At 73.4% G+C, this 22,470-nt stretch carries 27 protein-coding genes; 14 read left to right on the top strand and 13 right to left on the bottom strand.

Features of this window, described 5'->3' with window-relative positions; genetic code table 11:
* Window positions 1-38 precede the first annotated feature (38 nt).
* Genes H958_RS0118785 through H958_RS0118760 form a run of 6 tightly spaced genes read left to right on the top strand, consistent with a single transcriptional unit; the run spans window position 39 to window position 4,973 of the window.
* Window positions 39-485 carry a molybdopterin cofactor-binding domain-containing protein gene (locus H958_RS0118785; protein WP_028059791.1) on the top strand — a complete coding sequence of 149 codons (447 nt, stop codon included), beginning with the start codon at window positions 39-41 and terminating at the stop codon, window positions 483-485.
* Between the two features lie 2 nt (window positions 486-487).
* Window positions 488-1,051, top strand: coding sequence for a YceI family protein (locus H958_RS38575; protein ID WP_051324500.1), 564 nt, complete (start codon window positions 488-490; stop codon window positions 1,049-1,051).
* A complete protein-coding gene (locus H958_RS38570; protein WP_028059790.1) occupies window positions 1,044-1,472 on the top strand; it encodes an SRPBCC family protein in 429 nt (142 codons plus the stop codon). Before H958_RS38575 ends, H958_RS38570 begins: the two co-directional genes overlap by 8 nt.
* An 8-nt stretch (window positions 1,473-1,480) precedes the next feature.
* Window positions 1,481-1,792 carry a hypothetical protein gene (locus H958_RS0118770; RefSeq protein WP_037410732.1) on the top strand — a complete coding sequence of 104 codons (312 nt, stop codon included), beginning with the start codon at window positions 1,481-1,483 and terminating at the stop codon, window positions 1,790-1,792.
* Window positions 1,792-4,116, top strand: coding sequence for an aerobic carbon-monoxide dehydrogenase large subunit (locus tag H958_RS0118765; protein ID WP_037410727.1), 2,325 nt, complete (start codon window positions 1,792-1,794; stop codon window positions 4,114-4,116). The genes H958_RS0118770 and H958_RS0118765 overlap by 1 nt, the downstream gene beginning before the upstream one ends.
* Window positions 4,113-4,973 carry an XdhC family protein gene (locus H958_RS0118760; RefSeq protein WP_051324499.1) on the top strand — a complete coding sequence of 287 codons (861 nt, stop codon included), beginning with the start codon at window positions 4,113-4,115 and terminating at the stop codon, window positions 4,971-4,973. The genes H958_RS0118765 and H958_RS0118760 overlap by 4 nt, the downstream gene beginning before the upstream one ends.
* Before the next feature lie 280 nt (window positions 4,974-5,253).
* Here H958_RS0118760 and H958_RS43630 read toward each other — a convergent pair whose 3' ends face one another.
* Window positions 5,254-6,273: a helix-turn-helix domain-containing protein gene (locus H958_RS43630; protein WP_051324498.1), complete on the bottom strand. Its 1,020-nt coding sequence runs from the start codon at window positions 6,271-6,273 to the stop codon at window positions 5,254-5,256.
* 28 nt (window positions 6,274-6,301) lie between these two features.
* A complete protein-coding gene (locus H958_RS38560; protein WP_037410810.1) occupies window positions 6,302-6,517 on the bottom strand; it encodes an FmdB family zinc ribbon protein in 216 nt (71 codons plus the stop codon).
* A 165-nt stretch (window positions 6,518-6,682) separates the two neighbouring features.
* Here H958_RS38560 and H958_RS0118745 point away from each other — a divergent pair, with 165 nt between their 5' ends.
* Together H958_RS0118745 and H958_RS46435 are read left to right on the top strand one after the other, a co-directional pair.
* A complete protein-coding gene (locus tag H958_RS0118745; RefSeq protein ID WP_028059786.1) occupies window positions 6,683-7,024 on the top strand; it encodes a hypothetical protein in 342 nt (113 codons plus the stop codon).
* Window positions 7,021-7,305, top strand: coding sequence for a hypothetical protein (locus tag H958_RS46435; RefSeq protein WP_156028061.1), 285 nt, complete (start codon window positions 7,021-7,023; stop codon window positions 7,303-7,305). Before H958_RS0118745 ends, H958_RS46435 begins: the two co-directional genes overlap by 4 nt.
* A gap of 265 nt (window positions 7,306-7,570) precedes the next feature.
* Here H958_RS46435 and H958_RS46430 read toward each other — a convergent pair whose 3' ends face one another.
* Together H958_RS46430 and H958_RS46425 are read right to left on the bottom strand one after the other, a co-directional pair.
* Window positions 7,571-7,726, bottom strand: a complete 156-nt coding sequence (locus H958_RS46430) for a hypothetical protein (protein WP_156028060.1) — start codon at window positions 7,724-7,726, stop codon at window positions 7,571-7,573.
* 233 nt (window positions 7,727-7,959) lie between these two features.
* Entirely contained in the window at window positions 7,960-8,364 is a 405-nt protein-coding gene (locus H958_RS46425; protein WP_156028059.1) for a helix-turn-helix domain-containing protein, read from the bottom strand.
* Window positions 8,365-8,942: 578 nt separating this feature from the next.
* On the opposite strand from H958_RS46425, the gene H958_RS48320 reads away from it, so the two are divergent.
* Both H958_RS48320 and H958_RS0118715 read left to right on the top strand, forming a co-directional pair.
* Window positions 8,943-11,132, top strand: a complete 2,190-nt coding sequence (locus H958_RS48320; protein WP_051324496.1) for a LuxR C-terminal-related transcriptional regulator — start codon at window positions 8,943-8,945, stop codon at window positions 11,130-11,132.
* Window positions 11,133-11,206: 74 nt separating this feature from the next.
* Window positions 11,207-12,205 carry an SDR family oxidoreductase gene (locus H958_RS0118715; protein ID WP_028059783.1) on the top strand — a complete coding sequence of 333 codons (999 nt, stop codon included), beginning with the start codon at window positions 11,207-11,209 and terminating at the stop codon, window positions 12,203-12,205.
* Here the strand turns inward: H958_RS0118715 and H958_RS0118710 are convergent.
* The 4 genes from H958_RS0118710 to H958_RS0118695 form a co-directional block, all read right to left on the bottom strand.
* Window positions 12,189-13,706, bottom strand: coding sequence for a GMC family oxidoreductase (locus tag H958_RS0118710; RefSeq protein ID WP_081686067.1), 1,518 nt, complete (start codon window positions 13,704-13,706; stop codon window positions 12,189-12,191). The two genes, H958_RS0118715 and H958_RS0118710, sit on opposite strands and share 17 nt — an antisense overlap.
* Window positions 13,707-13,786: 80 nt before the next feature.
* The gene (locus H958_RS0118705) at window positions 13,787-14,461 is read right to left on the bottom strand and encodes a gluconate 2-dehydrogenase subunit 3 family protein (protein ID WP_037410723.1); all 675 of its coding nucleotides are present in this window, start codon (window positions 14,459-14,461) and stop codon (window positions 13,787-13,789) included.
* Complete coding sequence (locus H958_RS0118700) at window positions 14,461-14,877, bottom strand: hypothetical protein (protein WP_028059780.1); 417 nt, start codon at window positions 14,875-14,877, stop codon at window positions 14,461-14,463. Before H958_RS0118700 ends, H958_RS0118705 begins: the two co-directional genes overlap by 1 nt.
* A complete protein-coding gene (locus H958_RS0118695) occupies window positions 14,874-16,658 on the bottom strand; it encodes a thiamine pyrophosphate-requiring protein (protein WP_028059779.1) in 1,785 nt (594 codons plus the stop codon). Before H958_RS0118695 ends, H958_RS0118700 begins: the two co-directional genes overlap by 4 nt.
* Before the next feature lie 75 nt (window positions 16,659-16,733).
* On the opposite strand from H958_RS0118695, the gene H958_RS0118690 reads away from it, so the two are divergent.
* Both H958_RS0118690 and H958_RS0118685 read left to right on the top strand, forming a co-directional pair.
* Window positions 16,734-18,512 carry a glycoside hydrolase family 15 protein gene (locus H958_RS0118690; RefSeq protein WP_028059778.1) on the top strand — a complete coding sequence of 593 codons (1,779 nt, stop codon included), beginning with the start codon at window positions 16,734-16,736 and terminating at the stop codon, window positions 18,510-18,512.
* 22 nt (window positions 18,513-18,534) lie between these two features.
* Window positions 18,535-19,008, top strand: a complete 474-nt coding sequence (locus H958_RS0118685) for a hypothetical protein (RefSeq protein WP_028059777.1) — start codon at window positions 18,535-18,537, stop codon at window positions 19,006-19,008.
* A gap of 89 nt (window positions 19,009-19,097) precedes the next feature.
* Here the strand turns inward: H958_RS0118685 and H958_RS46420 are convergent, their stop codons facing one another.
* From H958_RS46420 to H958_RS0118660, 4 genes are all read right to left on the bottom strand, one after another.
* Window positions 19,098-19,265, bottom strand: a complete 168-nt coding sequence (locus tag H958_RS46420; RefSeq protein ID WP_156028058.1) for a hypothetical protein — start codon at window positions 19,263-19,265, stop codon at window positions 19,098-19,100.
* Window positions 19,266-19,376: 111 nt separating this feature from the next.
* On the bottom strand, window positions 19,377-19,766 hold the full coding sequence (locus tag H958_RS0118670; protein WP_028059776.1) for a VOC family protein: 390 nt from the start codon (window positions 19,764-19,766) through the stop codon (window positions 19,377-19,379).
* 17 nt (window positions 19,767-19,783) lie between these two features.
* Complete coding sequence (locus H958_RS0118665; protein WP_028059775.1) at window positions 19,784-20,224, bottom strand: DUF421 domain-containing protein; 441 nt, start codon at window positions 20,222-20,224, stop codon at window positions 19,784-19,786.
* Window positions 20,224-20,736, bottom strand: a complete 513-nt coding sequence (locus H958_RS0118660; RefSeq protein WP_156028057.1) for a hypothetical protein — start codon at window positions 20,734-20,736, stop codon at window positions 20,224-20,226. The genes H958_RS0118665 and H958_RS0118660 overlap by 1 nt, the downstream gene beginning before the upstream one ends.
* Before the next feature lie 38 nt (window positions 20,737-20,774).
* Between H958_RS0118660 and H958_RS0118655 the strand changes: the two genes are divergently transcribed.
* Window positions 20,775-21,545 carry an endonuclease/exonuclease/phosphatase family protein gene (locus H958_RS0118655; RefSeq protein WP_028059773.1) on the top strand — a complete coding sequence of 257 codons (771 nt, stop codon included), beginning with the start codon at window positions 20,775-20,777 and terminating at the stop codon, window positions 21,543-21,545.
* Here H958_RS0118655 and H958_RS0118650 read toward each other — a convergent pair.
* A complete protein-coding gene (locus tag H958_RS0118650) occupies window positions 21,542-21,730 on the bottom strand; it encodes a hypothetical protein (RefSeq protein ID WP_028059772.1) in 189 nt (62 codons plus the stop codon). The two genes, H958_RS0118655 and H958_RS0118650, sit on opposite strands and share 4 nt — an antisense overlap.
* A gap of 57 nt (window positions 21,731-21,787) precedes the next feature.
* Between H958_RS0118650 and H958_RS0118645 the strand changes: the two genes are divergently transcribed.
* Window positions 21,788-22,468: a DUF1990 family protein gene (locus tag H958_RS0118645; protein WP_028059771.1), complete on the top strand. Its 681-nt coding sequence runs from the start codon at window positions 21,788-21,790 to the stop codon at window positions 22,466-22,468.
* Window positions 22,469-22,470 lie beyond the last annotated feature (2 nt).

The raw sequence follows: 22,470 nt of genomic DNA, 5'->3' as shown, positions 1-22,470 counted from the left end.
CGCCTTGACGGCGCACCTGGAGCGAATGAGGAGGCAGCGTGGCTGACGAGGCATACCGCGCGGTGTTCCTGCGCGTGCATCCGACCGGCAAGATGGTCCTGAGCCTCACGACCGAGCCCGACGGCAACGAGGCCCGCTACGCGCAGCTCGTCGCCGCCGAGCTCGGCGTGCCGGCGCTCGACGTCAAGGTCGTCCCGGCCGACGAGAACCGCTTCGGCGCAGGGCACGGCTACAACACGAGCCCGTCCGGCGGCACGGGCGCGGCCGTCGTCAGCGCGACGGGGAAGATCCTCGCCAAGGCGCGGCTGCTCGCCGGCGCCGACCTCGGAACCGAGGCCGACCACCTGCAGTGGGCCGACGGCGCGTTCGCGGGCGGCGGCGAGACCCGGACGATCGCCGACGTCGCGCTCTATGCCCATGGCTCGGGCGCACTCCCCCCGGGAGTCGAGGGTGGCCTGGACGCGCAGACCGTATACCGGGACTGACCATGACGCTCGAACCTGGAATCCACACCCTCGGCCCGGCTGACGGCACGCTCACCGTCCTCACCGGGAAGGGGGGCGCCGCCGCCAAGGCGGGGCACAACCTCATCATCGAAGTCACCCGCTGGAGCGCGAAGATCGAGGCCGGCGACACGATCTCGATGGCGCTGATGGCCGACCCGCGCTCGCTGCGCGTCGTCGATGCCAGCGGCGGCATCTCCCCGCTGGGCGAAGAGGAGCGCGCCGGCATCGCGCAGACGATCGACGAGGAGGTCCTCAAGGGCCTGCCGATCCGCTTCCGCTCGAGCCGGGTCGAGGTCTCGGGCAGCCGGCTCGAGGTGCACGGGGAGCTCGAGTTGATGCGCTTCCGGGCCCCGATCGAGTTCGCCCTGAACCTCTCGGGCGACGGCCGCCTCACCGGCAGCGCGATGATCAGGCAGACCGACTGGAAGATGAAGCCGTATTCGGCGCTGTTCGGCACGCTGAAGGTCGCCGACGTCGTCGAGGTCCAGATCGACGCGCGGGTGTCCGCGACGGTCGCAGCGACAAGGAGCGAACGCGATGGTTGAGCTCGACCACACCTTCTCCACGGGCAAGCCCACCGAGTACAACTGGGACGCGATCCTCGACCTCGACCGGATCATCCCCTGCGTCGAGGGCGGCAAGGTGCTCGAGCGCGAGAGCCCCGATCGAGCCAAGGCGGAGATCAAGGTCAAGATGGGCGCGATGTCGATGACGTTCCGCGGGACCGTCGAGGTCACCGAGCGCGACGAGGACGCGCATCGCGCCGTGCTCAAGGTCTCCTCCAAGGACGTCGGCGGCCAGGGCTACGCGAACGCCGATGTGGCGTTCACGCTGTCCGACGGCGGGGGGCGGATCCACACCTCGGCGCAGGTCAACGGCAAGCCCGCGTCGATGGGCGAGGGCGTCGTCTACAGCGTGCTCGACGCGCTGATCAACGACTTCACGGGCAAGCTCGCGAAGATCTGAGGCTTGCCGTGGAGCGGATGGTCATGCGGCGGATCCAGGAGGGCGAGGTGCCGCCCGACGGCGCCACCGCGCTCCAGGAGGACCCCGACCGCCCGGTGTTCCGCGGCAACGGCCGGTACGACTACGTCTGCGTCGAGTGCGGCAACGTGCTCGCGCACGCGATGGACCTCGAGCAGATGACCAAGCGCGTGCGCGTGAAGTGCGGGCGCTGCCGCACGATCAACGTCGCGGTCGTCGACTGGAAGGGGCCGACGCTCGCCCATGCGACTTCACCGGCCCCGGAGGGCTCGTCCGCCGGCGATCTGAAGGACGAGCCGTGATGGGGTTCGGGCGCATGAAGCGCAAGGAGGACGCGCGCTTCATCCGCGGGCAGGGGCGCTACGTCGACGACGTCCAGTTGCCGCGGATGCTCCATGGTGCGGTGCTGCGCGCGCCGGTCGCCCACGCGCGCATCCTCTCGATCGACGTCTCCGCGGCGCTGCAGCATCCGAAGGTGCACGCCGTGATCACCGGCGCGGACCTCGCGGAGCGCGGGATGGCGTGGATGCCGACGCTGTCGGCCGACGTCCAGGCCGTGCTGGCGACCGACAAGGTCCGCTTCCAGGGGCAGGAGGTCGCGTTCGTGATCGCCGACGACCGCTACTCGGCGCGCGATGCCCGCGAGCTGATCGACGTCGAGTACGACGTGCTGCCGGCCGTCGTCGACTCGCGCCGCGCGCTCGATCCCGACGCGCCGGTGATCCGCGACGACCAGGCCGGGCGGATCGACAACCACGTCTTCGACTGGGAGGCCGGCGACGCGGCGGCGACCGAGGCGGCGTTCGCCGCGGCCGACGTCGTGGTCGAGCAGGACATGCTGTTTCCGCGCTCGCATCCCGCGCCGATGGAGACGTGCGGGGCGGTCGCCGACTTCGATCGCGTCGGCGAGAGGCTGACGATCTGGTGCACGACGCAGGCGCCGCACGCGCACCGCACGCTGTACTCGCTCATCACGGGCCTGCCGGAGCACCGCATCCGGGTCATCTCGCCCGACGTCGGCGGCGGCTTCGGCAACAAGGTCCCGATCTACCCCGGCTACGTCTGCGCGATGGTCGGCTCGATGCTCACCGGCAAGCCCGTCAAGTGGGTCGAGGACCGCTCCGAGAACCTGATGTCGACCGGATTCGCGCGCGACTACGCGATGCGCGGGCGGATCGCGGCGTCGCGCGAGGGCAGGCTGCTCGCCGTGGCGGTCGACGTGATCGCCGACCACGGCGCGTTCAACGCGACCGCGCAGCCGAGCCGCTACCCGGCCGGCTTCTTCAGCGTCTTCACCGGCTCATACGACGTCGCCGCCGCGCACTGCCGCGTCACCGGCGTGTATACGAACAAGGCGCCGGGAGGGGTCGCGTACGCGTGCTCGTTCCGGATCGCCGAGGCGGTCTACCTCGTCGAGCGCGTCGTGGACTGCCTCGCGCGCGAGCTGGGCATGGACCCGGTCGAGCTGCGGCTGAAGAACCTCCTGCGGCCGGAGCAGTTCCCGTACGAGAGCCGGACCGGCTGGGTGTACGACTCCGGCGACTACGAGCGCGCCCTGCGCAAGGCGCTGGGGCTCGCGGGCTACGAGGAGCTGCGGCGCGAGCAGGCGTCCAAGCGGGCGCGGGGCGAGCTGATGGGGATCGGGGTGTCGTTCTTCACCGAGGCGGTCGGCGCCGGCCCGCGCCGGCACATGGACATGATGGGACTGGGGATGAACGACGGCGCCGCGATCCGCATCTCCCCCTCCGGCACCGCGCAGCTGGCGATCAGCGTGCAGACGCAGGGCCAGGGGCACGAGACGACGTTCGCGCAGATCGTCTCCGAGGAGCTGGGCATCCCGCCGGAGGACGTCGACGTCGTGCACGGCGACACGGACACGACGCCGTACGGGCTCGGCACCTACGGCAGCCGCTCGACGCCGGTGAGCGGGGCCGCCGCGGCGCTGGTCGCGCGCAAGGTGCGCGACCGCGCGCGGATCGTCGCCGGCGCGATGCTCGAGGTCGCGCCCGAGGACCTCGAGTGGGTGCGCGGACGCTGGGCGGTCAAGGGCGATCCCGAGCAGGGCGCCTCGATCCGCGAGATCGCGCTGGCCGCGCGCGGGCCGATCGAGCTGCCCGAGGGCGTCGAGGCCGGGCTCGACGCCGAGGCGGTCTACGACCCGCCGAACCTGACGTTCCCGTTCGGCGCGTACGTGTGCGTGGTCGACGTCGACCCCGGGACGGCGCACGTGAAGGTCCGGCGCTTCGTCGCGGTCGACGACTGCGGCGTGCGCATCAACCCGATGATCGTCGAGGGGCAGATCCACGGCGGGCTGACCGACGGCGTCGGCATGGCACTGATGGAGCAGATCGCCTTCGACGAGGACGGCAACTGCCTCAGCGCCTCCTTGATGGACTACCTGATCCCCACCGCCGTCGAGGTCCCGGACTGGGAGACGGGCGAGACCGTCACGCCGTCCCCGCATCACCCGATCGGGGCCAAGGGGATCGGCGAGTCGGCCACCGTCGGCTCGCCGCCGGCGATCGTGAACGCGATCTGCGACGCGCTGGAGCCGTTCGGTGTCCGGCACGTGGACATGCCCTGCACGCCGTCGCGCGTGTGGGAGGCGATGCAAGGAGCGCGATGATCAAGGGTGAGCTCGTGAAGGAGATGGAGCGGCTGCGGGGCGGCCGCGTGCCGTTCGTGATCGCGACCGTCGTCCGCGCCGCGAAGCCGACGTCGGTGCGGCCCGGGGACTCCGCCCTCGTGCTGGCCGACGGGACGATCGAGGGCTTCGTCGGCGGCGTCTGCGCGCAGTCCTCGGTCCGCCTGCACGCGGCGCGGGCGCTTGAGACCGGCGAGGCGCTCCTGCTGCGGCTGATCCCCGGCGCGGCGCCCGCGGACGAGCCCGCGACGGCGGAGGGCGTCGTCGTCGCACACAACCCGTGCCTGAGCGGCGGGTCGCTGGAGATCTTCCTCGAGCCGCAGCCGGTGGCGGCGCGCGTGGTCGTCGCGGGCGACACGCCGATCGCGCGCGCGGTGGCCGAGCTCGCGGCGACCGCGGGCTACGACGTCGCGCGCGGCGCCGAGCCCGACGCGTCCGACGCCGCGCTGGTCGTCGCCTCGCACGGCGAGGGCGAGGAGCCGCTGCTCGCACGCGCCCTGCACGCCGGCGTCGGCTACGTCGGCCTGGTCGCGTCGCCGCGGCGAGGCGCCGCGGTGGTCGCCTCGCTCGACGTGCCGGACGCGCTGCGCGCCCAGGTCCACACCCCGGCGGGTCTGGACATCGGGGCGCGCGGGCCGGCCGAGATCGCGATCTCGATCCTCGCGGAGATCGTCGCCGAGCGCACGGCGCACGCGCCGGCGGCCCCCGTGACCGCCGTCGATCCCGTGTGCGGGATGGAGGTCGTCGTGAGCGAGTCGACGCCGTCCCTGGGCGAGGGCGACGGGCGCGTGTACTTCTGTTGTGAGGGCTGCCAGGCGGCGTTCGCCGCGCGCAGGTAGAGCGAGCGCGGGACTGGCCCCGCAGTCGATCCCATCGCCTGAGGGTGCGTTGCCTTGGCGCGTCGTTCGCGAGTCGGCGTAGTCCCGCTCTCAGGCTGGAAATGTTGGCCACAGGGCCAGCTACGATCAACTGTACTCCTTGGCCGCGCAGGCCGCGTGACCAGGGGCGGCTCGGCTTCCTCCGGTGGGTCTTCACGGCGGCGCGGCGCGGAGATCGGCGAGGGCTCTGAGGCGGCGATCGCGGTTCCATACAACCCCGGCCGGCCGGGGGATTCGGCCGTCAGACGCTCTCGCGGAGCGCCAGGGCGACGGCGTCGCGCGCCGTCTGCACGCCCAGCTTGGCCTCGAGGCGCGCGAGCCGCTCGCGTACCGCGTGAAGGCTCAGGAACAGCTCGCACGCGAGCTCTGCTTCGTCGGCGACAGCGGCGGCCGCGCTCAGGACCTCGCTCTCGCGCGCGGTCAGCCCGAGACGCCCGAGCACGTCCATGCGGAAGCACGCCACCGTCTCCTCGAGCAGCAGGACGTGCGGATCGCCGGGCAGCAACCGGACCGTGAGGCGCCGGCCTTCGCGCTCGCTCACCAGCGGCGGGCGCGGCGGCAGCGCGAGCCACTCGGCCACCGCTGCCGGCAGCCAGCCGGGATGCTCGCCCACGCCGAAGTGCTCGATCAGCCAGCGCGCCGCACCAGGACTCGAGAGCTGGATCTCGCCGTCGCGATCGAGCACGACCACCGCCGTGTCGGGCCGCGGCTCGCCGGCGAGCGCGCGAGCGAGACGCCTGCGCGCCTCCGTGGTCCGCAGCGCGCCCTCGAGCCTCGCGCGGACAATGTCGAGCACATCGCGGTCGCGCTCGGAGAACGCGCGCTCGCTGCGCCCGAGTCCGGCGACGACCGCCTCGCCGCGCCCGGTCCGAACGCCGATCGCGATCTCGTACTCCACTCCGGACGCGTGCAGGAATTCGCCATAGAGCTCGTCATGGGTGAGGACGCCGCGCTCCACGACGTCCGACAGCCGCAGGGCCGGGCGGCGACCCGCCGCGTGCGCCGCGAGGAGCGGGTGACCGGCCGCGTCCCCGACGACGGCCTCGAACGCTCCGTCGGGCTCCGCTCCTTCCGGGAGCGCCGTGTGCCGGACTGCGCCGGTGGCGAGCTCGACGCGATCCCACGTCAGGACGTCTGCGGGAACGAGCTCGGCGAGCGCCTGCAGCACGCGGCACGCCAACTCCTCCTCCGTACGGGGCGCCCCGATCGAGCGGGCGAACCCGTACGCGGCTTCCACGTCGCTGTCGACGAGCCACGGCATGACGACTCAATTCACGATACACCCGCCGTCATTCCCCGCCCGCGCGCTTCGGCTGCTCCTCTGGCTTAGGCTTGCGGTGGTCGGTCGAGTAGAACCCCGTGCCCTTGAAACGCGGAGCGAACGGCTGCAGGACACGCTCGACCCGCTGACCCGTCGTCGGACATCTGACCAGGCTGTCCTCGGTCATGCGCTGCTGGAGCTCGAAGGTCGAGCCGTCCTCGCGCCGGTACACGTACACGGGCACCATCGGTGATTCTCCTGGTTCGGCGGTGCGGTGTCAGGACGGTCGCTGCGTACGAGCTCTCGGCGCAGAGCCGATCGCCCTGTCCGCTAACGTGACCGGTGCGGACGCGCACCAGTCTGAAGCCTCGGAACCGGTTCTCCCGCGCTCGCCTGAAAGGGGGTCCGCATGGATCCCGTCGAGTCGGCGCTGCCGACGATCCCGAACGCGCGGGGCGAGCTGACGCGAAGACCGCCCCCTCCAAAGCTGGAGATGAGCATCATGCGCAACCGCCACGAGCCGGGCCTGTGCCACGGCTGCCAGGCACCGATGGCGGGCCAGACCGACCGCTGCTGGAAGTGCGGCCAGGCCTGGGCGCCCAAGCCCCGCGCCGCCGGCACGCGCCGGTCCCTGCGCGAGAGTGCCACCCATGTGCAAGAAGTTCGAGCGCGCAGGCACGACCATGCCGAGCGCCGCCACCGCGCGCCGACGACCCGTGCGGGTGCGGCGACCGCGCCGAAGGAGACGTGACCATGGCGCATTCCAAATGCCTGGCCTGCAGGGCGCGCGTATGGCGTGATGGGCCCCCGGCAGATCATCTCGATGACCTCTGCCCCGGTTGCGGGGGGCCGCTCGAAATCGTCGGCGACCTGTCCGAGCTCGTGGGCCTGCGATCCCTGCGCGCACGGCCGCGCGGCCTGGCGTACAACAGACCTCCGGACCTCTCCGCGCGGATCTCGGCCCAGATCCGCGAGACGATCGCGCGCAACGACGCGGAGCGCCGGCGGCGCATCGACGTCGAGCGCGCGTGAGTGTTCCGCTCCCGGCAACGCTACACCAGCGCTCCCACGCTTCTCCGCACGGGTTCCTCGGGACCCGAGCTGGACGGCTGGGACAACGAAGGACGGCCACCTGCCGTCGGACACCACCCGGCGACGATCGTCGCGCGCGGTGCGCAAGCGTCCTAAGCCCTGCCGACGATCGCCGGCCACAGCGCCCGCGATCGCGCTCGTGCCGGCCGCCGGGAGCACCGGCTGCTGGGACTCCGCCCGCGTCGGCGTGGACCGCCGCTCGAGATCACGCCCGTCGCGAGAGCCGCGCTACCGCGGCCAGAAGGAGCGACGTGACCGACACCACCAAGCCGATCAGCCACGCCTGGGCGCCTTGTGAGCCCATGATCGCGGCGATGAACACCGCGATCCCGACGATCCCGGCGCTGACCACACCCCGCATCAGCGGCGCCTCGAGCGGCAGCCGCCTGCGATGAGAGGAAGTCCTCTCCTCCGGGCGCTCCGCGCGCGGCCCGCGGCGATCCTCGCGCGCCCTCCGCCGCGCCTCGCGCTCCTCGGACGGATCGGTCGCGGCCCCAGCTGAGCCGCGGCCTCGGTCCGGGTCTTGATTGACGCGCACCGGTTCGGGAACGGGCGCGTCGTGCGGTGGCTCGCTCGGCATGTCCGCGCCCCGGATCAGGCGACCGCTTCGGCTCTCGGATCCCCGTTCGTCGGCTCGAGCGGGATCGCCCACCAGGTCCCCTTCACACGTCGCACCAGACCGGCTTGATCGAGTTTGCGCAGGGTCTCCCGGAGCTCGCTCTCGGGCATCTCGAAGTCGCCCAGCAGGTCCTTCACCGAGCGGCCCGCGGGCAGCTTCGCAAGGCCTTCGTACACGTCTCGTCGCTGGCGCGGCTGGACGTTCAGCGTGGCGGAATCGGCTCGGGGCATGATGCGTCCCTTTCCAGTGGCGCTCCGTGCGCCACCTCGCCGCTCGGCTGGGCCGAGCAGTGGCCGCATATACAAAAGGGCGCTGGCGCGGTGCGCGTACGGCATCCGGCTTTGCGTCAGCGAGCGGGGAAAGCTGGTCTCCCCGGACACGTCAAACGATATCACCCGTTCAGGGACGGGCGCGGCGCGCGTCGGGGGGTCGCTGAGAGGTGGAGCACGCGGCGGTCCGCGGTTCCGGGCGGCTCGCTGTTCGGGTGCACCGCCTCGTTCGCCGCGTGGGCCGACCGTTAGCCGGCGCGTGCGTCGGCGCGCGCAGCGTCCTCGAGTCGCCGCGCGGCGCGCGTCACCCGCTCGGTCTTGTGGCCGCGCAGGCGGGCGGCAAGCAGGGCTCGCTCTCCGGCGATCCCCTCGGCGGTCGTGGCCGATCCACGTCCGCGCGATGTGGCTCCATCCTGCCGGGAGTGATCGGGCAGGCGTTCGGGCTGACTCATCGAGTCATCCTCCAATTCTTGAAGTGGGTCAACGTGCTTACAGGTGCTCGGACGCGAGTGGTCAGCAGTGACACGAGCTGCAAGCAACGTTCAGCCTACCGCACCGCGATCCTCGATGTGCTCGACCGTCACGGGGCTCGCGCGACGTCGGCGCGGCCGGGGAGCCACTCGCGGGCCGCTGGGTGCAGCGGGAACACGCCCCACGCGAGTACCGCGTCCGGTTACGCTGGGCTCGAGGTGGCGCTGCTCGGCCGCCGGCTCGTTCGCTCGCCCGGCTGCCTGGTGCTGACGTGCCGCAGCGACGCGCTGAGCGACCGGCCCGAGGTGCGGCGCGTGCTCGGGGCGCTGCCGCGCGACTGCGTGCGGCGGATCGAGCCGCCGGCGCTGTCCGCGGAGGCCGTCGCGCTGCTCGCGCGGCGCGCCGGGCGCACGGCCGACGACCTGCACGCGGTGTCAGGCGGCAACCCGTTCTTCGTCACCGAGGCGCTTGCCGCGCCGGCGGGGGAGACGGTGCCGGCGAGCGTCCGCGACGCGCTGGCCGCGCGGCTCTCGGGGATCGGGCCGGCGGCGCGCGCGGTCGTCGAGCTGGCCGCGGTCGTGCCGGGCCCCGCCGAGCTCTGGCTCGCCGACGAGGACGCCGCGGCGATCGACGAGTGCATCGCCGCTGGACTGCTGAGCCTCGACGGCGACGCGCTCGCGTTCCGGCACGACCTGGCGCGGCGCGCCGTCGAGGAGTCGATCTCGCCGGTCCGCCGCCGGCGGCTCGACCGGTTCGTGCTGGAGGCGCTGGAGGCGCGCGGCGGCGCCGATCCCGCGCGGCTCGTGCATCACGCGCGGCGGGCGGGAGACGCCGCGGCGATCCGCCGGCTGGCGCCGGCCGCGGCGCGAGCGGCGAGCGCCGCCCGCGGGCACCGGCAGGCGCTCGAGCACTGGGACGCCGCGCTCGACGCCGGCGCGGGCGCCGAGGCGCTCGAGGGCGTGGCCTATGAGGCGTATCTGTGCGGCCGCATGGACCGCGCCCTCGAGGCCCGGAGCGCGCTGCTCGAGCTGCATGAGGCCGCCGGCGACACGCTGCGCGCCGGCGACGGCCTGCGCTGGATCTCGCGCCTGCTGTGGTGGTCGGGCCGCGGCGCGGAGGCCGAGGCGGCGCTCGACCGCGCGATCGCGCTGCTGGAGGCGTTCCCCGACAGCCACGAGCTCTCGATGGCGCTGAGCGCGCGCTCGCAGCTGGCGATGCTCGCCGAGCGCGGGGAGGAGGCGGTCGCGCTCGGCACGCGCGCCGTCGAGCTCGCGCGGCGCCTCGGCGACGACGAGACCGTCGCGCACGCGCTGACGAACGTCGGCACCGTGCTCGTCGGCGGCGCGGAGAACGAGCGCGGCCGGGCGCTGCTCGAGGAGGCGCACGCGCTCGCGGCCGCGCGCGGCGCCGAGGACCACGCCGCGCGCGCGCTCGTCAACCTCGCCACCGCGACGCTGATCCGCCGGCGCGAGGATCCGCGCGGCGCGGGCGACGTCGAGCGCGCGCTTCGCTTCGCCCGCGAGCGCGAGCTGGACGGCTACGAGCAGTACATGCTCGGGGTGCGCGCGAACCTGCGTCTGCTGCTCGGCCGGTGGGACGCCGCCGAGGCCGACGCGCGTGCCTCGCTCGCGCTCGGCGAGCACCAGGGCGTGAGCCTCTGTCCCGCGCTGATCGTGCTCGGCCGCCTGCAGGCGCGCCGGGGCGATCCCGAGGCGGGGGAGACGCTCGAGGAGGCATGGCGCGTGGCGGTCAAGACGCAGGAGCTGCAACGGCTCGGGCCGGTGGCGGCGGCGCGTGCCGAGCACGCCTGGCTGGACGGCGACGTCACGGCCGTCGCCGCGCTCGTGGGCGAGGCCTACGAGCTCGCCGTCTCGCGCGCCGACCCCTGGCCGCGGGCGGAGCTGGCCCACTGGATGCGGCGCGCCGGGGAGCACGTGCCGGTCCACGCCGACGACCCCGAGCCGTACGCCCGCGCCGCCGCCGGCGACCACCTCGGCGCCGCGACCGCCTGGGCGCGGATCGGCTTCCCGTACGAGCGCGCCGACGCGCTCTCCGACGCCGCCGGCGAGCCCGCGCGGCTGGAGGCGCTCGCCGTCTTCGACCGGCTCGGCGCCGTCCGCTCGGCCGCGCACCTGCGCCGCCGCCTCCGCGCCGCCGGCGTGCGGAGGATTCCGCGCGGCCCGCGCGGAGCGTCCCGCGCCGCCCCGGCCGGGCTCACCCCGCGCGAGACCGAGGTGCTCGAGCTGATCGTCGAAGGCGCGACCAACACCGAGATCGCCCGCGCCCTCGTGATCGCCCCCAAGACCGTCGACCACCACGTCTCCTCGGTGCTCTCCAAGCTCAACGTCTCCTCCCGGCGCGAGGCCGGCGCCGCCGTCGCGCGCCTCGCGCCGGCGCGCGGCGACTGACCTCGCCGACCGCACGCAGCCCTCGCTTCGCCCGATCGGCGGATGACGCGGACGATCGCGGGTATGACGGCGGGATGGGCAAGCTCACGGGGAAGGTCGTGGTGGTCACCGGCGCCTCGGCCGGTGTGGGACGGGCGACGGTGCGCGAGCTGGCGCGCCAGGGCGCCGACGTCGGGTTGATCGCCCGCGGCGAGGACCGCCTCGCGGCGGCCGCCGAGGAGGTCCGCGGCCACGGACGGCGGGCGTGCGTCGCTCGCGCGGACGTCGCGGACGCCGAGCAGGTCGAGCGCGCCGCCGAGCGCATCGAAGCCGAGCTCGGGCCGATCGATGTATGGATCAACGTCGCCATGACCGCGGTGCTCGCGGAGGTGATGGACACCACGCCGGAGGAGTTCCTGCGCGTGACGCAGGTGACCTACCTCGGGTCCGTTCACGGCACCCAGGCGGCGCTGCGCCGGATGCTCCCGCGCGACCGCGGCGTGATCGTGCAGGTCGGCTCGGCGCTGTCACGGCGCGGGATCCCACTCCAGGCGACGTACTGCGGCGCCAAGCATGCGATCAAGGGCTTCCTCGACTCGCTGCGCGCCGAGCTGATCCACCACGGCTCGCACGTGCAGGTCGCGCTCGTCCAGCTTCCCGGTCTCAACACGCCGCAGTTCGACTGGGTCCGCACGCGGCTGCGCAAGCACCCACAGCCCGTGCCGCCGATCTACCAGCCGGAGATCGCCGCGCGCGCGATCGCCCACGCCGCCGCGCATCCGCGGCGCGAGATCTGGGTCGGCTTGCCCACGATGTACACGATCGTGGGCGAGAAGGTGGCGTCCGGGCTGATGGACCGCTACCTCGGCCGCACGAACGAGCAGGCCCAGGAGACCGACCGCGAGATCGATCCCTCCACACGACCCGACAACCTCTTCGGGCCGCCGCCCGGCGATCCCGGACCGCACGGCATCTTCGACGGCCAGGCGAAGGCGCGCAGCCCCCAGACCTGGCTGACGCTGCACAAGCGCCCCCTCGCGGCCGTGACCGCCGCGTCGGCCGCGCTGGCCGCCGGCGTCATCGCCCGGCGCTGAGCCGCTCCGCGAGCCGCGAGGCGAGCGCCATGATCGTCAGGGCGGGATTCGCCGCGCCCTGCGTCGGCATCACGCTCCCGTCGCACACGAACAGGTTCGGGATGCCCCACGCGCGGTGATCGCGGTCGACGACGCTGTCCTCGGGAGAGAAGCCCATGCGGCAGCCGCCGACGAGGTGGGCGTAGCGGCCGATCGTGAGCGTGTCCTGGGCGCCGGCGGCCTCCCAGATGCGCTCGAGCACCTTCGTGCCGTAGGCGATGTTCGCGCGGTCGTTGTCGCACTGCGTGTAGTCGAAGCGGGCGACCGGCATGCCGTGGGCGTCCTTCTCCTCCGCCAGGGTCACGCGGTTCTCCGCCAGCGGCAGCAGCTCGCACAGCAGACCGAGCGTCGTCCAGTGGTTGTAGTCGCGCATGTACTCGCGCAGGGCGTGGCCCCAGTGGCCGTCGGCGAGCACGTGCTGGGCCCAGTCGATCGGCAGCGGGCCGACCGTCTGGATCGAGAAGCCGCGCGCGAACCCACGCGACTCGTCGGTCTCGTAGAACTGCTCGGAGCTGATCTCCGGCGGCGGTCCCTTGTACTGGCGCAGCGCGTCGGGGAAGCGCGCGGCGACCTGCGTCGCGCCCTGCACCATCAGGTAGCGCCCGACCTGGTCGGCGGCGTTGGCGAGGCCATCGGAGTTCAGCAGCAGCCGCGGCGACTCGATCGAATAGCCGGACACGCACACCGCGGCGGCGCGCTGGAAGCGCTCGCGGCCGTCGCGCACGTACGTCACGCCCGTGCAGCGGCCGCCCGCGAACCCGATCCGCACGGCGTGCGAGTCGGCCCGCACCTCGACGCCGTGCTCGATCGCGTCGGGCAGGTGGGTGACGAACGGCGACGCCTTCGCGTTGACCTTGCAGGCCTGCAGGCAGAAGCCCCGGTAGATGCAGTGCGGGCGGTTGCCGAATGTGCCGTTCGGGATCGCCACCGGCCCGATCCGCATGTCGACGCCGGCGGCAAGGGCGCCGCGCCGCGCCTGCTCGGCGGCGCCGGAGATCGGGTGCGCCGCGTGGGGGTAGGCGTGCGGATCGCCCCACGGCCAGTCCTGCCCGGCGACCGGCAGCTCGCGCTCGACGCGCTCGTAGTGCGGCCGCAGCTCCTCGTAGGAGACCGGCCAGTCGGCGCCCACGCCGTCGCGGTTGTTCGTCTCGAAGTCGGAGGGATGGAAGCGCGGCGCGTAGCCGGCGTAGTGGATCATCGACCCGCCGACGCCGTGGCCGGAGTTGTTCTTGCCGAGCTCGACGGGGTCGCCGCCGCCGATCACGCGCGGCGCGGTCCAGTACAGCTTGTGCTGGCCCGCCTCGTCGGAGACCCAGTCGCGGTCGGGGTCCCAGAACGGCCCGGACTCGAGGATCACGATCCGCCAGCCCTTGCGCGCGAGCCGCTGCGCCAGCGTCCCGCCGCCGGCCCCCGCGCCGACGATCACGAGGTCCACCTCGTCGCCATCCTCGTAGCGGCGCATGCGCGCGGCGCCGGGGATGCCGCGCCGGTGGACGTCGAGCAGGAACGCGGAGCGGTTGTCGCGCGGCGGCCGCGAGCCCTTCACGAGTCCTGCACGGGGTCGCGTTCGAAGGCCTCCGCGCCCTCGTGCGGCTCGCGTCCGCGATGGTCGCCGACGCCCATGCGCATGTAGCCGCGCGGATAGGCGGGACCGCCGAAGCCGATCTCGTTCCAGGCCCACGGGTGCGAGTAGAAGGCCGAGAGGGCGTAGCGCATCACGACCGACCACGCGCGCTCGGCGTTGAGGCCCTCCCACGCGTGCTCGCCGTCGTGCAGCGCGCGCACATACTCCTCGCGGTCGGCGAGGCGATCGAAGCCGTCGGCGCGCAGCTGCCGCGCCAGCCGCCGCCACGTCTCGCCGTCCTCGGGCATGTCGTCGTAGCGGTAGCCGTCGGTCTCGCCGGTGAAGAGGCGCGCGTCGACCATCTCGAGCACGGGGATGCGCGGCTCGGCATCCTGCGCGAGCGCGACGTCGAGGAAGAGCCGGAGCACCTCCGCCTCCTCGGGCGCGAAGAAGCGGACCGGCGGCACCTCGTTCACGCGGGCGAGCACGACCTCGCGCGTCGTCTCGTCCCAGTGGCGGGCGTTCTCGAGCACGTCGTAGTCCGGGTAGCGCCCGTGCATCTGCGGCGTCCTGCCGCGGCGCTGGCGCGGCAGCTGCGTCGGGTCGGGCGGCGTGTCGCGCAGCTTGGGGAGATGCCCCGCGTCGCGGAACATCAGCGCTCCCGCCGTGCCAGCGACGCCGCCAGCCCGATCCCGCCGACCATCGTCAGCGCACCCGGCGCGAGCGCCGGCGGTCCCATCACGAGGTTGTACGTCGCCTCTTTGAAGCCGCCCGGCTTGCGCGCGGCACCGCGCAGGTGGAAGAAGACGCCCGCGGCGCCGTCGAGGAAGAAGACGGCCGAGAGCGCGGGCAGGACGGTCTTCGCGGCCCGCTCCGACACCACGCCGGCCACGCCGGCGGCCGACAGGGCGGGACTCAGCACGACCGGCGTCCACATCCACTTGTTGCCGAACGAGCCGCCGTAGTGGTTGACGAAGATCTCGAACCCGAGCGGCAGCGCGCTCGCCGCGGTGGCGGCCGACAGCAGGCGCTGCATCCGGCCGCGGCGGAAGTCGCGCAGGGTCTTCATCGGTTGACGAACTCGGTCAGCTTGCCCTTGACCGACTGGGTGATCATCTCGCGCGCGCTGGGATCGCGGCCCGCCAGGGCATGCGCCATCCCGGTCGCCTGCTCGAAGCGGATGTGCGGCGGCAGCGGCGGGACCTCCGGGTCGGTGATCGCCTCGAGCACCGCGGGGCGCCCGGCGGCGAGGCACTCGTCCCAGGCCGCGCCGAGCTCCTCCGGCCGCTCGACGCGGACGGCGTGCAGCCCGAGCAGCCGGGCGTAGTCGGCGTAGGGGAAGTCCGGCAGGACCTGCGACGCGTCGAGCTTCGGATCGCCCGACATCACGCGCTGCTCCCACGTGACCTGGTTGAGGTCGTCGTTGTGGAGCACGCAGACCACGAGCCGCTGGTCGGCCCACTCGCCGTGGTAGCGGGCGATGTCGATCAGCGCGTTGATCCCGCTCATCTGCATCGCGCCGTCGCCGATCGCGGCGATCACGGGGCGGTCCGGGTAGGCGAACTTGGCGGCGAGCGCGTAGGGGATCGCCGGGCACATCGTCGCCAGCGTGCCCGAGAGCGCGGCCTGCATGCCGTCGCGCAGCTTGAGGTGACGAGCCCACCAGTTCGTCCCCGAGCCGGAGTCGGCCGTGAGGATCACCCGGTCGGGCAGCCGCGGCGAGAGCTCCTGGAAGACGAGCTGCGGGTTGATGGGATCGGCCGACTGGTGCGCGCGCTCGTCGAGGATCTCCCACCAGCGCGCGACGCCGGCCTCGATCTCCTCGCGCCACGACCGGTCCTGCTTGCGCTCGAGCAGCCCGAGCAGCGCGCGCAGCGTCTCGGCGGCATCGCCGACGAGGTCGACGTCGGTCGGGTAGCGGATGCCGACCATGCGGGCGTCGATGTCGATCTGGACGGCGCGTGCCTGGCCGGGCTTGGGCAGCCACTCCGAGTACGGGAAGCTCGTGCCGACCATCAGCAGCGTGTCGCAGCCTTCCATCATGTCGTAGGAGGGCTTGGTGCCCAGCAGCCCGATCGAGCCGGTCACGTACGGGAGCGTGTCCGGCAGGACCGCGCGGCCGTTGAGCGCCTTGGCGACGCCGGCGCCGAGCACCTCGGCGGTCTCCATCACCTCGCGCTCGGCGTCCTTGGCGCCCTGGCCGATCAGCATCGCGACCCGCTCGCCGGCGTTGAGCACCTCGGCGGCGCGCTGCAGCGCGTCATGGGCCGGCACGACGCGGGGGCGGTCGTATCCGGGCGACGAGAAGACCGAGCCGTGTGCGCGCGGGGGCTCCTCGTAGGGCTCCTCCTGGACGTCGTTGGGGACGATGATCGCCGTCACCGTGCGGCTCGCCAGCGCCACGCGCAGCGCGCGGTCGACGAGGTGCGCGGCCTGCGAGGGCACCATCAGCGTCTGCACGAACTCGCCCGCGACGTCCTTGTAGAGCGCGTCGAGGTCGACCTCCTGCTGGTAGCTGGCCCCGAGCGAGACGCGCGCCTGCTGGCCGATGATCGCGACGACCGGCTGGTGGTCGAGCTTGGCGTCGTAGAGCCCGTTGAGGAGGTGGATCGCGCCCGGCCCGGAGGTCGCCAGGCAGACACCGGCCTCGCCGGTGAACTTCGCGTGCGCGCAGGCCGCGAACGAGGCGAGCTCCTCGTGGCGGGTCTGGACGAAGCGGACGCGATCGCCGACCTCGTGGAAGGCGCCGAGGATGCCGTTGATGCCATCGCCCGGGTACCCGTAGACGCGCTTGACGCCCCATGCGGCGAGGCGCTCGAGGATGAACTGTCCGACCGTCGGCTGTGCCATGTGTCCCGAGTACCCCGCCGCCGTGACACTCGATGAGAGCCGTCACATGCCGGACCAAGCGGGTAAGAGGGCGCTGTGGAGATCTCCGACTACGCGCTGCTCGCCGACTGTCACGGGGCCGCGCTGGTGGCGCGCGACGGCGCCATCGAGTGGTGCTGCATGCCCCGCTTCGACGACGGCGCGCTGTTCGCCCGCGTGCTCGACCCCGACGGCGGGGCGTGCACGATCGAGGTCGAGGGCGGCGGGCTCTCCGACCGTCGCTATCTCCAGGACACGCTCGTGCTCGAGAGCACGCTGCGCGGCGGGGGCGGCGAGGCGCGGCTGCTGGACGCGATGCCGTTCGAGGATCCGCTCGATCCGGCGCGCGAGCACCGCGCGCTGCTGCGCATCGTCGAGGGGGTGCGCGGGACGGTGACGGTGCGCTTTCGCGTCGCCGCGCGCTTCGACTACGGCGAGGTGCGGCCGTGGCTGCGCCACCAGGGGCGCGGCGTGTACGCGGCGATCGGCGGCGACGACGGGCTTTTGTGCGCGTGCGACCCCGGCTTCGAGCCCGACGACGGCGACCTCGTCGCCGAGGCGATGGTGCGCGAGGGCGAGCGCGTACGGGTCCTGATCGCGTTCCGGCGCCCCGACGAGCTCGAGCGCCACCACGGGCCGCCCGGCGCCGAGCGGCTGGACGCGGCGCTCGAGGACACCGTCCGGCGCTGGCGCGAGTGGGCCAAGGACACGCGCGAGGACGTGCGCCGCTCGGCGATCGTCCTGAAGGCGCTCACCTACGAGCCGACCGGCGCCATGGTGGCGGCCGCGACGACCTCGCTGCCCGAGACGCTCCAGGGCGGCGAGCGGCGCACCTGGGACTACCGCTACTCGTGGATCCGCGACGCCGTGCTCGCCACCCACTGCCTCACCGAGCTCGGCCACGACGACGAGGCCGACGCGTTCCGCCGCTTCGTCGAGCGCTCGGCCGCCGGCACGGCCGCGGACCTGCGCGTCTTCTACGGCATCGGCGGCGAGCGGCGGCTGAACGAGCAGGAGCTGCCGTTGAAGGGCTGGCACGGGGCACGGCCGGTGCGGGTCGGCAACGCGGCCGCTGATCAGCTGCAGCTCGACGCGTACGGGCACCTGCTGCAGCAGAGCTGGAATTGGTTCGAGCTCGGCCACTCGCCCGACGACGACTACTGGCGCTTCCTGCTCGACCTCGTCGACGCCGCGGCCGAGCGCTGGCAGGAGCCCGACTGCGGCATCTGGGAGTGGCGCGGAGCGCCGCGTCACTTCGTCCATTCCAAGGCGATGTGCTGGGTCGCGCTGGACCGGGGGATCGCGCTCGCCGAGCGCTCGCTGCGCAGGGCGCCGCTGCGGCGCTGGAAGGCCGCGCGCGACGAGGTCCGCGACGCCGTCCTGTCCAAGGGGTACGACGCCGGACGCGGCACGTTCGTGCAGGCGTTCGGCTCGGGCGATCTCGACGCCGCGGTGCTCCGCCTGCCGGCGTACGGCTTCATCGCGTGCGACGACGAGCGGATGGTCTCGACCGTGGGCGTGCTGCGCGAGGCGCTCGGGGAGGACGGGCTGCTGCGCCGCTACGACGCCGACGACGGGATGCCGCGCGAGGGCGCGTTCATCCCGTGCACGTTCTGGCTCGCCCAGGTGCTCGCCGGCCAGGGGCGCGCCGAGGAGGCGCAGGAGACGTTCGACCGCGCGCTGCAGACGGCGACCGACCTCGGCCTCTTCTCCGAGGAGGCCGATGCCGCGACCGGCGAGGCGCTCGGCAACTTCCCGCAGGCGTTCACGCATCTCTCCCACATCGAGGCGGCGCTCTCGCTGCACGCCGATGGAGGCCGATGGAGCTCACCGTGAGCGCCGGCGTACTGTTGAGGGCATGACGCATCGCCAGGAGGTCGAGGCGATCCTCGCGGGCGCCCGAGCCGAGCACCGCGCGCTGCTGGAGGCGGTCTCGCCGGCGCTACGGGCGTCCCTGCCGGTGGACGCGACCGGCATCACGCAGGCGATCGACCACCTGGCCGGCGCCGCCGGGATGTCGCCCGAGGAGGCGCATGGCGCCCAGGTCCAGGCACACCGCACCAACTCGGCGGTGCTGCACGGGCGCGTGTTCGGCCGCGCGCCGCTCGCGCCGGAGACCGTCCTGGCCGCGTTCGCCGACGGCGCGCGCGTGCGCGCCGGCATGCTCGTCCGGCTGGCGGGCGACGTGGGCGGCGCGGCGCTCGAGGACGAGGTCCGCGGCCTCGTCAGCGAGGGCGACGCGGGGTCGCCGGCGCACCTGCGCGAGCTCTACGCGGCGCAGGAGCGCGCGGCGATCGCGATCGCCGCGCACCTCGACGCGCTCGCGGCGTAGCCGTCGCGGCAGCTAGCCGAGCTTCGGGCTCTTGCCGTGAGCGTGACGTGCTCGGCCGCCATGCCGGGCGTCATCAGCACGGTCGTCAACTAGGCATCCGAGTCGCTGTGCTGGTCGGTGTCGCCGACGGGCGAGTCATCCTCGGCGGGTACCGGCGGGGGCTTGCGCGTCGCGTCGGACTCGCCGCCCTCCGCGCCGGGCTCCCCGCGGTCCTCGCGCGGGCGCTCGTTCGGGTCCTGCGGGGTCGATTCAGCCATGGGCGTCTCCGTTCGGGTGGATCACGCGCCCGGCCTACCCGGCCGCGCGCTCGACGATCCGGGCATGGTCGCGATCCACCTGGAGCTGCGCGACACCAAGGTCGCTCGCGGTCACCGCTCCGTAGGCGCGTGCCAGACGGCCTCGACGTTGTTGCCGTCAGGGTCCAGCGCGAACGCCCCGTAGTAGTCGCGCGCGTACTCCGGGCGGAACCCGGGCGCGCCGTTGTCCTCGCCGCCGGCGGCCAGCGCGGCGGCGTGGAAGGCGTCGACCGCGTCGGGCGAGGCGGCGCGGAACGCGACGTGGACGGTGCCGCCGGTGCGGTAGCGGTCTGAGATCGCGAAGTCGTCCGCGCCGTCGCCGCCGAACGCGATCTCGCGCTTCTCGTCGCTCCACGGCCCGCGCTCCTCGAACCCGAGCGGCGCGAGCGCGACCGAGTAGAAGTGGCGGCTGCGCTCCAGGTCGGAGACGGCGATCGCGATGTGGTCGATGACCGAGCTCATGGCCGGGGGCTACCCGCTCAGCCCTTGGTGACGAAGCTGACCTTGCCGTTGGTCTCGAGCACGGCGTAGCGGATGTCGTCGAAGGAGCCGATCGACTGCTGCCGCGCCTCCGCACGCAGCTCCTCGACGCTCATCCGCTGGCGGTGCAGGTTGCGCTCCAGCAGCCGGCCCTCGGACACGAGCAGCGTCGGCTCGCCCTCCAGCAGCGGGCGCAGGCGCTTGAACCGGAAGCTGAGGTAGGCGGTGAAGACGACCAGCGAGGCCATCGTCACGATCACCGTCGTGGTGCCCGTGAGCGAGTAGTCGCTCTGGGTCACGCCCTGCTGGACGAGGTCGCCGATCACCACGAGCAGGATCAGGTCGAACGGCTCCATCGAGCTCAGCTCGCGCCGGCCCACCACACGCGTCACCAGCAGGATCAGGAAGAAGACGAAGATCGTGCGCAGGACGAGATCCATCAGAACATCACCGTGATGTCGCGGTCGATCCGGGCGATGCGCGTCTCGGCGTCGTCGAGCTCGATGCCGGCCGGGCGGCGGCCGTTGTTCGTCGGGTTGACCTCGAACTGCAGGTAGACGCGCAGGCGGTCGCCGGGGTTGAGCTGCCCGTAGCTGAGCACGAGGCGGCCGTCGCGGCTCGCCTCGCTCTCGGGCGCCGGCTCGATCGAGTTGACCTGCATCCCTTCGAGCCAGCCCTCGTCGAGCACGAGCCGTGGATGCTGGACCGGCTTCGTCGCTGTGACATCCACACGCGCCTCGAAGAAGAGTCCGCCGCGCACGGCGCCGGGCGCGTCGAGCCGCAGCGCGCCGGCGGGGCCGGTCGCGGTCGCGGTCGAGCTGCGCTGGCCGAAGAGGCCGAGCAGCGCGAGCAGCGCGAACAGCGCGAAGAGGGTGAGGAAGGCCCGGCGCACCGCGAGGCCGACGCGTTCCCCGCGCACGTTGTCGGGCACCTCCGCGAATAGACCGGCCACGGTTTCGTCAGTTCCAGCCTTGGGGCATGGTTCCTGCCGTGCGGGTGATCACGTGGAACGTCGCCGGGCGGGTGACCAAGCAGGCGCAGCAGGCCGCGGCGCTGGCGAGCACGGCGGCCGACGTCGTGGCGCTCCAGGAGGTGACGGCCAGGACGGCGCCGCTGTGGCGTGCGGCGCTCGCGGACGCCGGCTTCACCGCCTGCGAGCTGGCGCTCGACGGGCTGCGGGTGCAGCGCAAGCGGCTGCTCGGCGTGCTCGTGGCGGCCCGCGAGCCGGTGCGCCGGCTCCCGCTCCCGGACGGCGTGCCGTGGCCGGAGCGCGTGCTCTGCTGCGAGGCGGGCGACGTCGAGATCGTCAACTTCCACTCGCCGATCTCGCCCGCGCCGGAGCTGGCCAAGGTGCGCGCGCACGAGGCGCTTGCGGCGTACCTGGCGGACGCCGAAGGCCCGGCGATCCTGTGCGGCGACCTGAATACGCCGCGGCGCGAGCTCGACGACGGCGAGGTGCTGACGTTCGCCCACGACTCCGCGGGGCGGCTGCGCGAGGAGCGCGGCGAGCGCTGGAATGAGGCCGAGCGCGCGCTCGTATTCGGGCTGCGGCAGCGCGGCTGGGTCGACGCCTACCGCGCGCTGCACGGCTACGGCCACCGGTCGGCGAGCTGGACGTTCGCGCAGGACCGCGGCGGCTGGCGCCTGGATCACATCCTCGCGCGGGGATTCGAGCCGGTGGCCGCGGAGTACGCGCACGAATGGCGCCGCAGCGGCCTCAGCGACCACTCGGCGCTGATCGCCGACCTGCGCCGCGGCTAGTAGCCGCGCCGCTCGGCCGCGTCGCCGGCCAGCCACAGCTGCGCGGGCCACAGACCGACGAACAGGGCGCGGCGCTCGGCGTTGCCGCGCTCCTCCTGCGTGAGCGTCTTGGCGCGGATCCAGAGGCCGATGCACAGGACCACGGCGCCCATCGACGCCGCGTGGATCCCTGTTGAAGGGCGCATCTGGAGCGGGCTACCCGCGGGCCGGTCCGCGCACGCGAATCCGGGTAGCCCGAACGCGTGAACCGACTCATGATCGCGGCGCGGTGGCCGCTCGGCATCGCCATGACCTCGTGGGCCTACATGTGGCGGACGACGCCGCTGTTCCGGCGCGAGCTCGACGGCGCATGGCCGCAGGATGGCCCGCCGCCGGTCGCGGAGGGGATCACCCGCGAGGGCGTGCAGCTGCCGGAGGACGGAAGCGGGCCGCTGTTCCGCCGCCGCTACAGGGGGCGCATCTCGGGCGCGGAGCTGACCGCGGAGGGGCTCTTCGACCAGATCAAGACCGATCCGAACCGGGTCGCGCCGGGCGCTCTCGCGCACTTTCGCAAGATCGCGGGCGACGAGGGCGAGGTGCGCGTGGGCGACGAGTACGTCGTGCACATGCCCGGCCCGTGGAACGGGCCGATCCGCGTCGTCGAGGCGACGCCGTCGTCGTTCCGGCTGGTGACGCTCGACGGCCACATCGAGGCGGGCCAGATCGAGTGGCGGGGGCGCGACGAGGACGGCGCGCTGGTCTTCGAGATCGAGTCGTGGGCGCGCGGCGGCGACCGCCTCTCGTACGTCCTGCACGACCGCCTGCGGATGGCCAAGGAGGTGCAGCTGCACATGTGGACGAGCGTGATCGAGCGCGTCGCGCGGCGCGCCGGCGGGCGGCTGGAGCGGGGCATCGAGATCGAGACGCGGCGCGCCGAGGTCTAGCG

It is taken from the genome of Candidatus Solirubrobacter pratensis, assembly GCF_000425945.1.
GTDB lineage: Bacteria > Actinomycetota > Thermoleophilia > Solirubrobacterales > Solirubrobacteraceae > Solirubrobacter > Solirubrobacter pratensis.
The sequence above is the reverse complement of the archived record's forward strand: the minus strand, read 5'-3'. Positions and strand labels throughout refer to the sequence as shown.

Coding starts and splice junctions, on each gene's coding strand:
- H958_RS38575 (WP_051324500.1), top strand. CDS start 488: ATGACGCTCGAACCTGGAATCCACACCCTCGGCCCGGCTGACGGCACG.
- H958_RS38570 (WP_028059790.1), top strand. CDS start 1,044: ATGGTTGAGCTCGACCACACCTTCTCCACGGGCAAGCCCACCGAGTAC.
- H958_RS0118765 (WP_037410727.1), top strand. CDS start 1,792: ATGGGGTTCGGGCGCATGAAGCGCAAGGAGGACGCGCGCTTCATCCGC.
- H958_RS0118760 (WP_051324499.1), top strand. CDS start 4,113: ATGATCAAGGGTGAGCTCGTGAAGGAGATGGAGCGGCTGCGGGGCGGC.
- H958_RS43630 (WP_051324498.1), bottom strand. CDS start 6,273: ATGCCGTGGCTCGTCGACAGCGACGTGGAAGCCGCGTACGGGTTCGCC.
- H958_RS0118745 (WP_028059786.1), top strand. CDS start 6,683: ATGGATCCCGTCGAGTCGGCGCTGCCGACGATCCCGAACGCGCGGGGC.
- H958_RS46430 (WP_156028060.1), bottom strand. CDS start 7,726: ATGCGGGGTGTGGTCAGCGCCGGGATCGTCGGGATCGCGGTGTTCATC.
- H958_RS0118715 (WP_028059783.1), top strand. CDS start 11,207: ATGGGCAAGCTCACGGGGAAGGTCGTGGTGGTCACCGGCGCCTCGGCC.
- H958_RS0118710 (WP_081686067.1), bottom strand. CDS start 13,706: ATGCGCCGCTACGAGGATGGCGACGAGGTGGACCTCGTGATCGTCGGC.
- H958_RS0118705 (WP_037410723.1), bottom strand. CDS start 14,461: ATGTTCCGCGACGCGGGGCATCTCCCCAAGCTGCGCGACACGCCGCCC.
- H958_RS0118700 (WP_028059780.1), bottom strand. CDS start 14,877: ATGAAGACCCTGCGCGACTTCCGCCGCGGCCGGATGCAGCGCCTGCTG.
- H958_RS0118695 (WP_028059779.1), bottom strand. CDS start 16,658: ATGGCACAGCCGACGGTCGGACAGTTCATCCTCGAGCGCCTCGCCGCA.
- H958_RS0118685 (WP_028059777.1), top strand. CDS start 18,535: ATGACGCATCGCCAGGAGGTCGAGGCGATCCTCGCGGGCGCCCGAGCC.
- H958_RS46420 (WP_156028058.1), bottom strand. CDS start 19,265: ATGGCTGAATCGACCCCGCAGGACCCGAACGAGCGCCCGCGCGAGGAC.
- H958_RS0118670 (WP_028059776.1), bottom strand. CDS start 19,766: ATGAGCTCGGTCATCGACCACATCGCGATCGCCGTCTCCGACCTGGAG.
- H958_RS0118665 (WP_028059775.1), bottom strand. CDS start 20,224: ATGGATCTCGTCCTGCGCACGATCTTCGTCTTCTTCCTGATCCTGCTG.
- H958_RS0118650 (WP_028059772.1), bottom strand. CDS start 21,730: ATGCGCCCTTCAACAGGGATCCACGCGGCGTCGATGGGCGCCGTGGTC.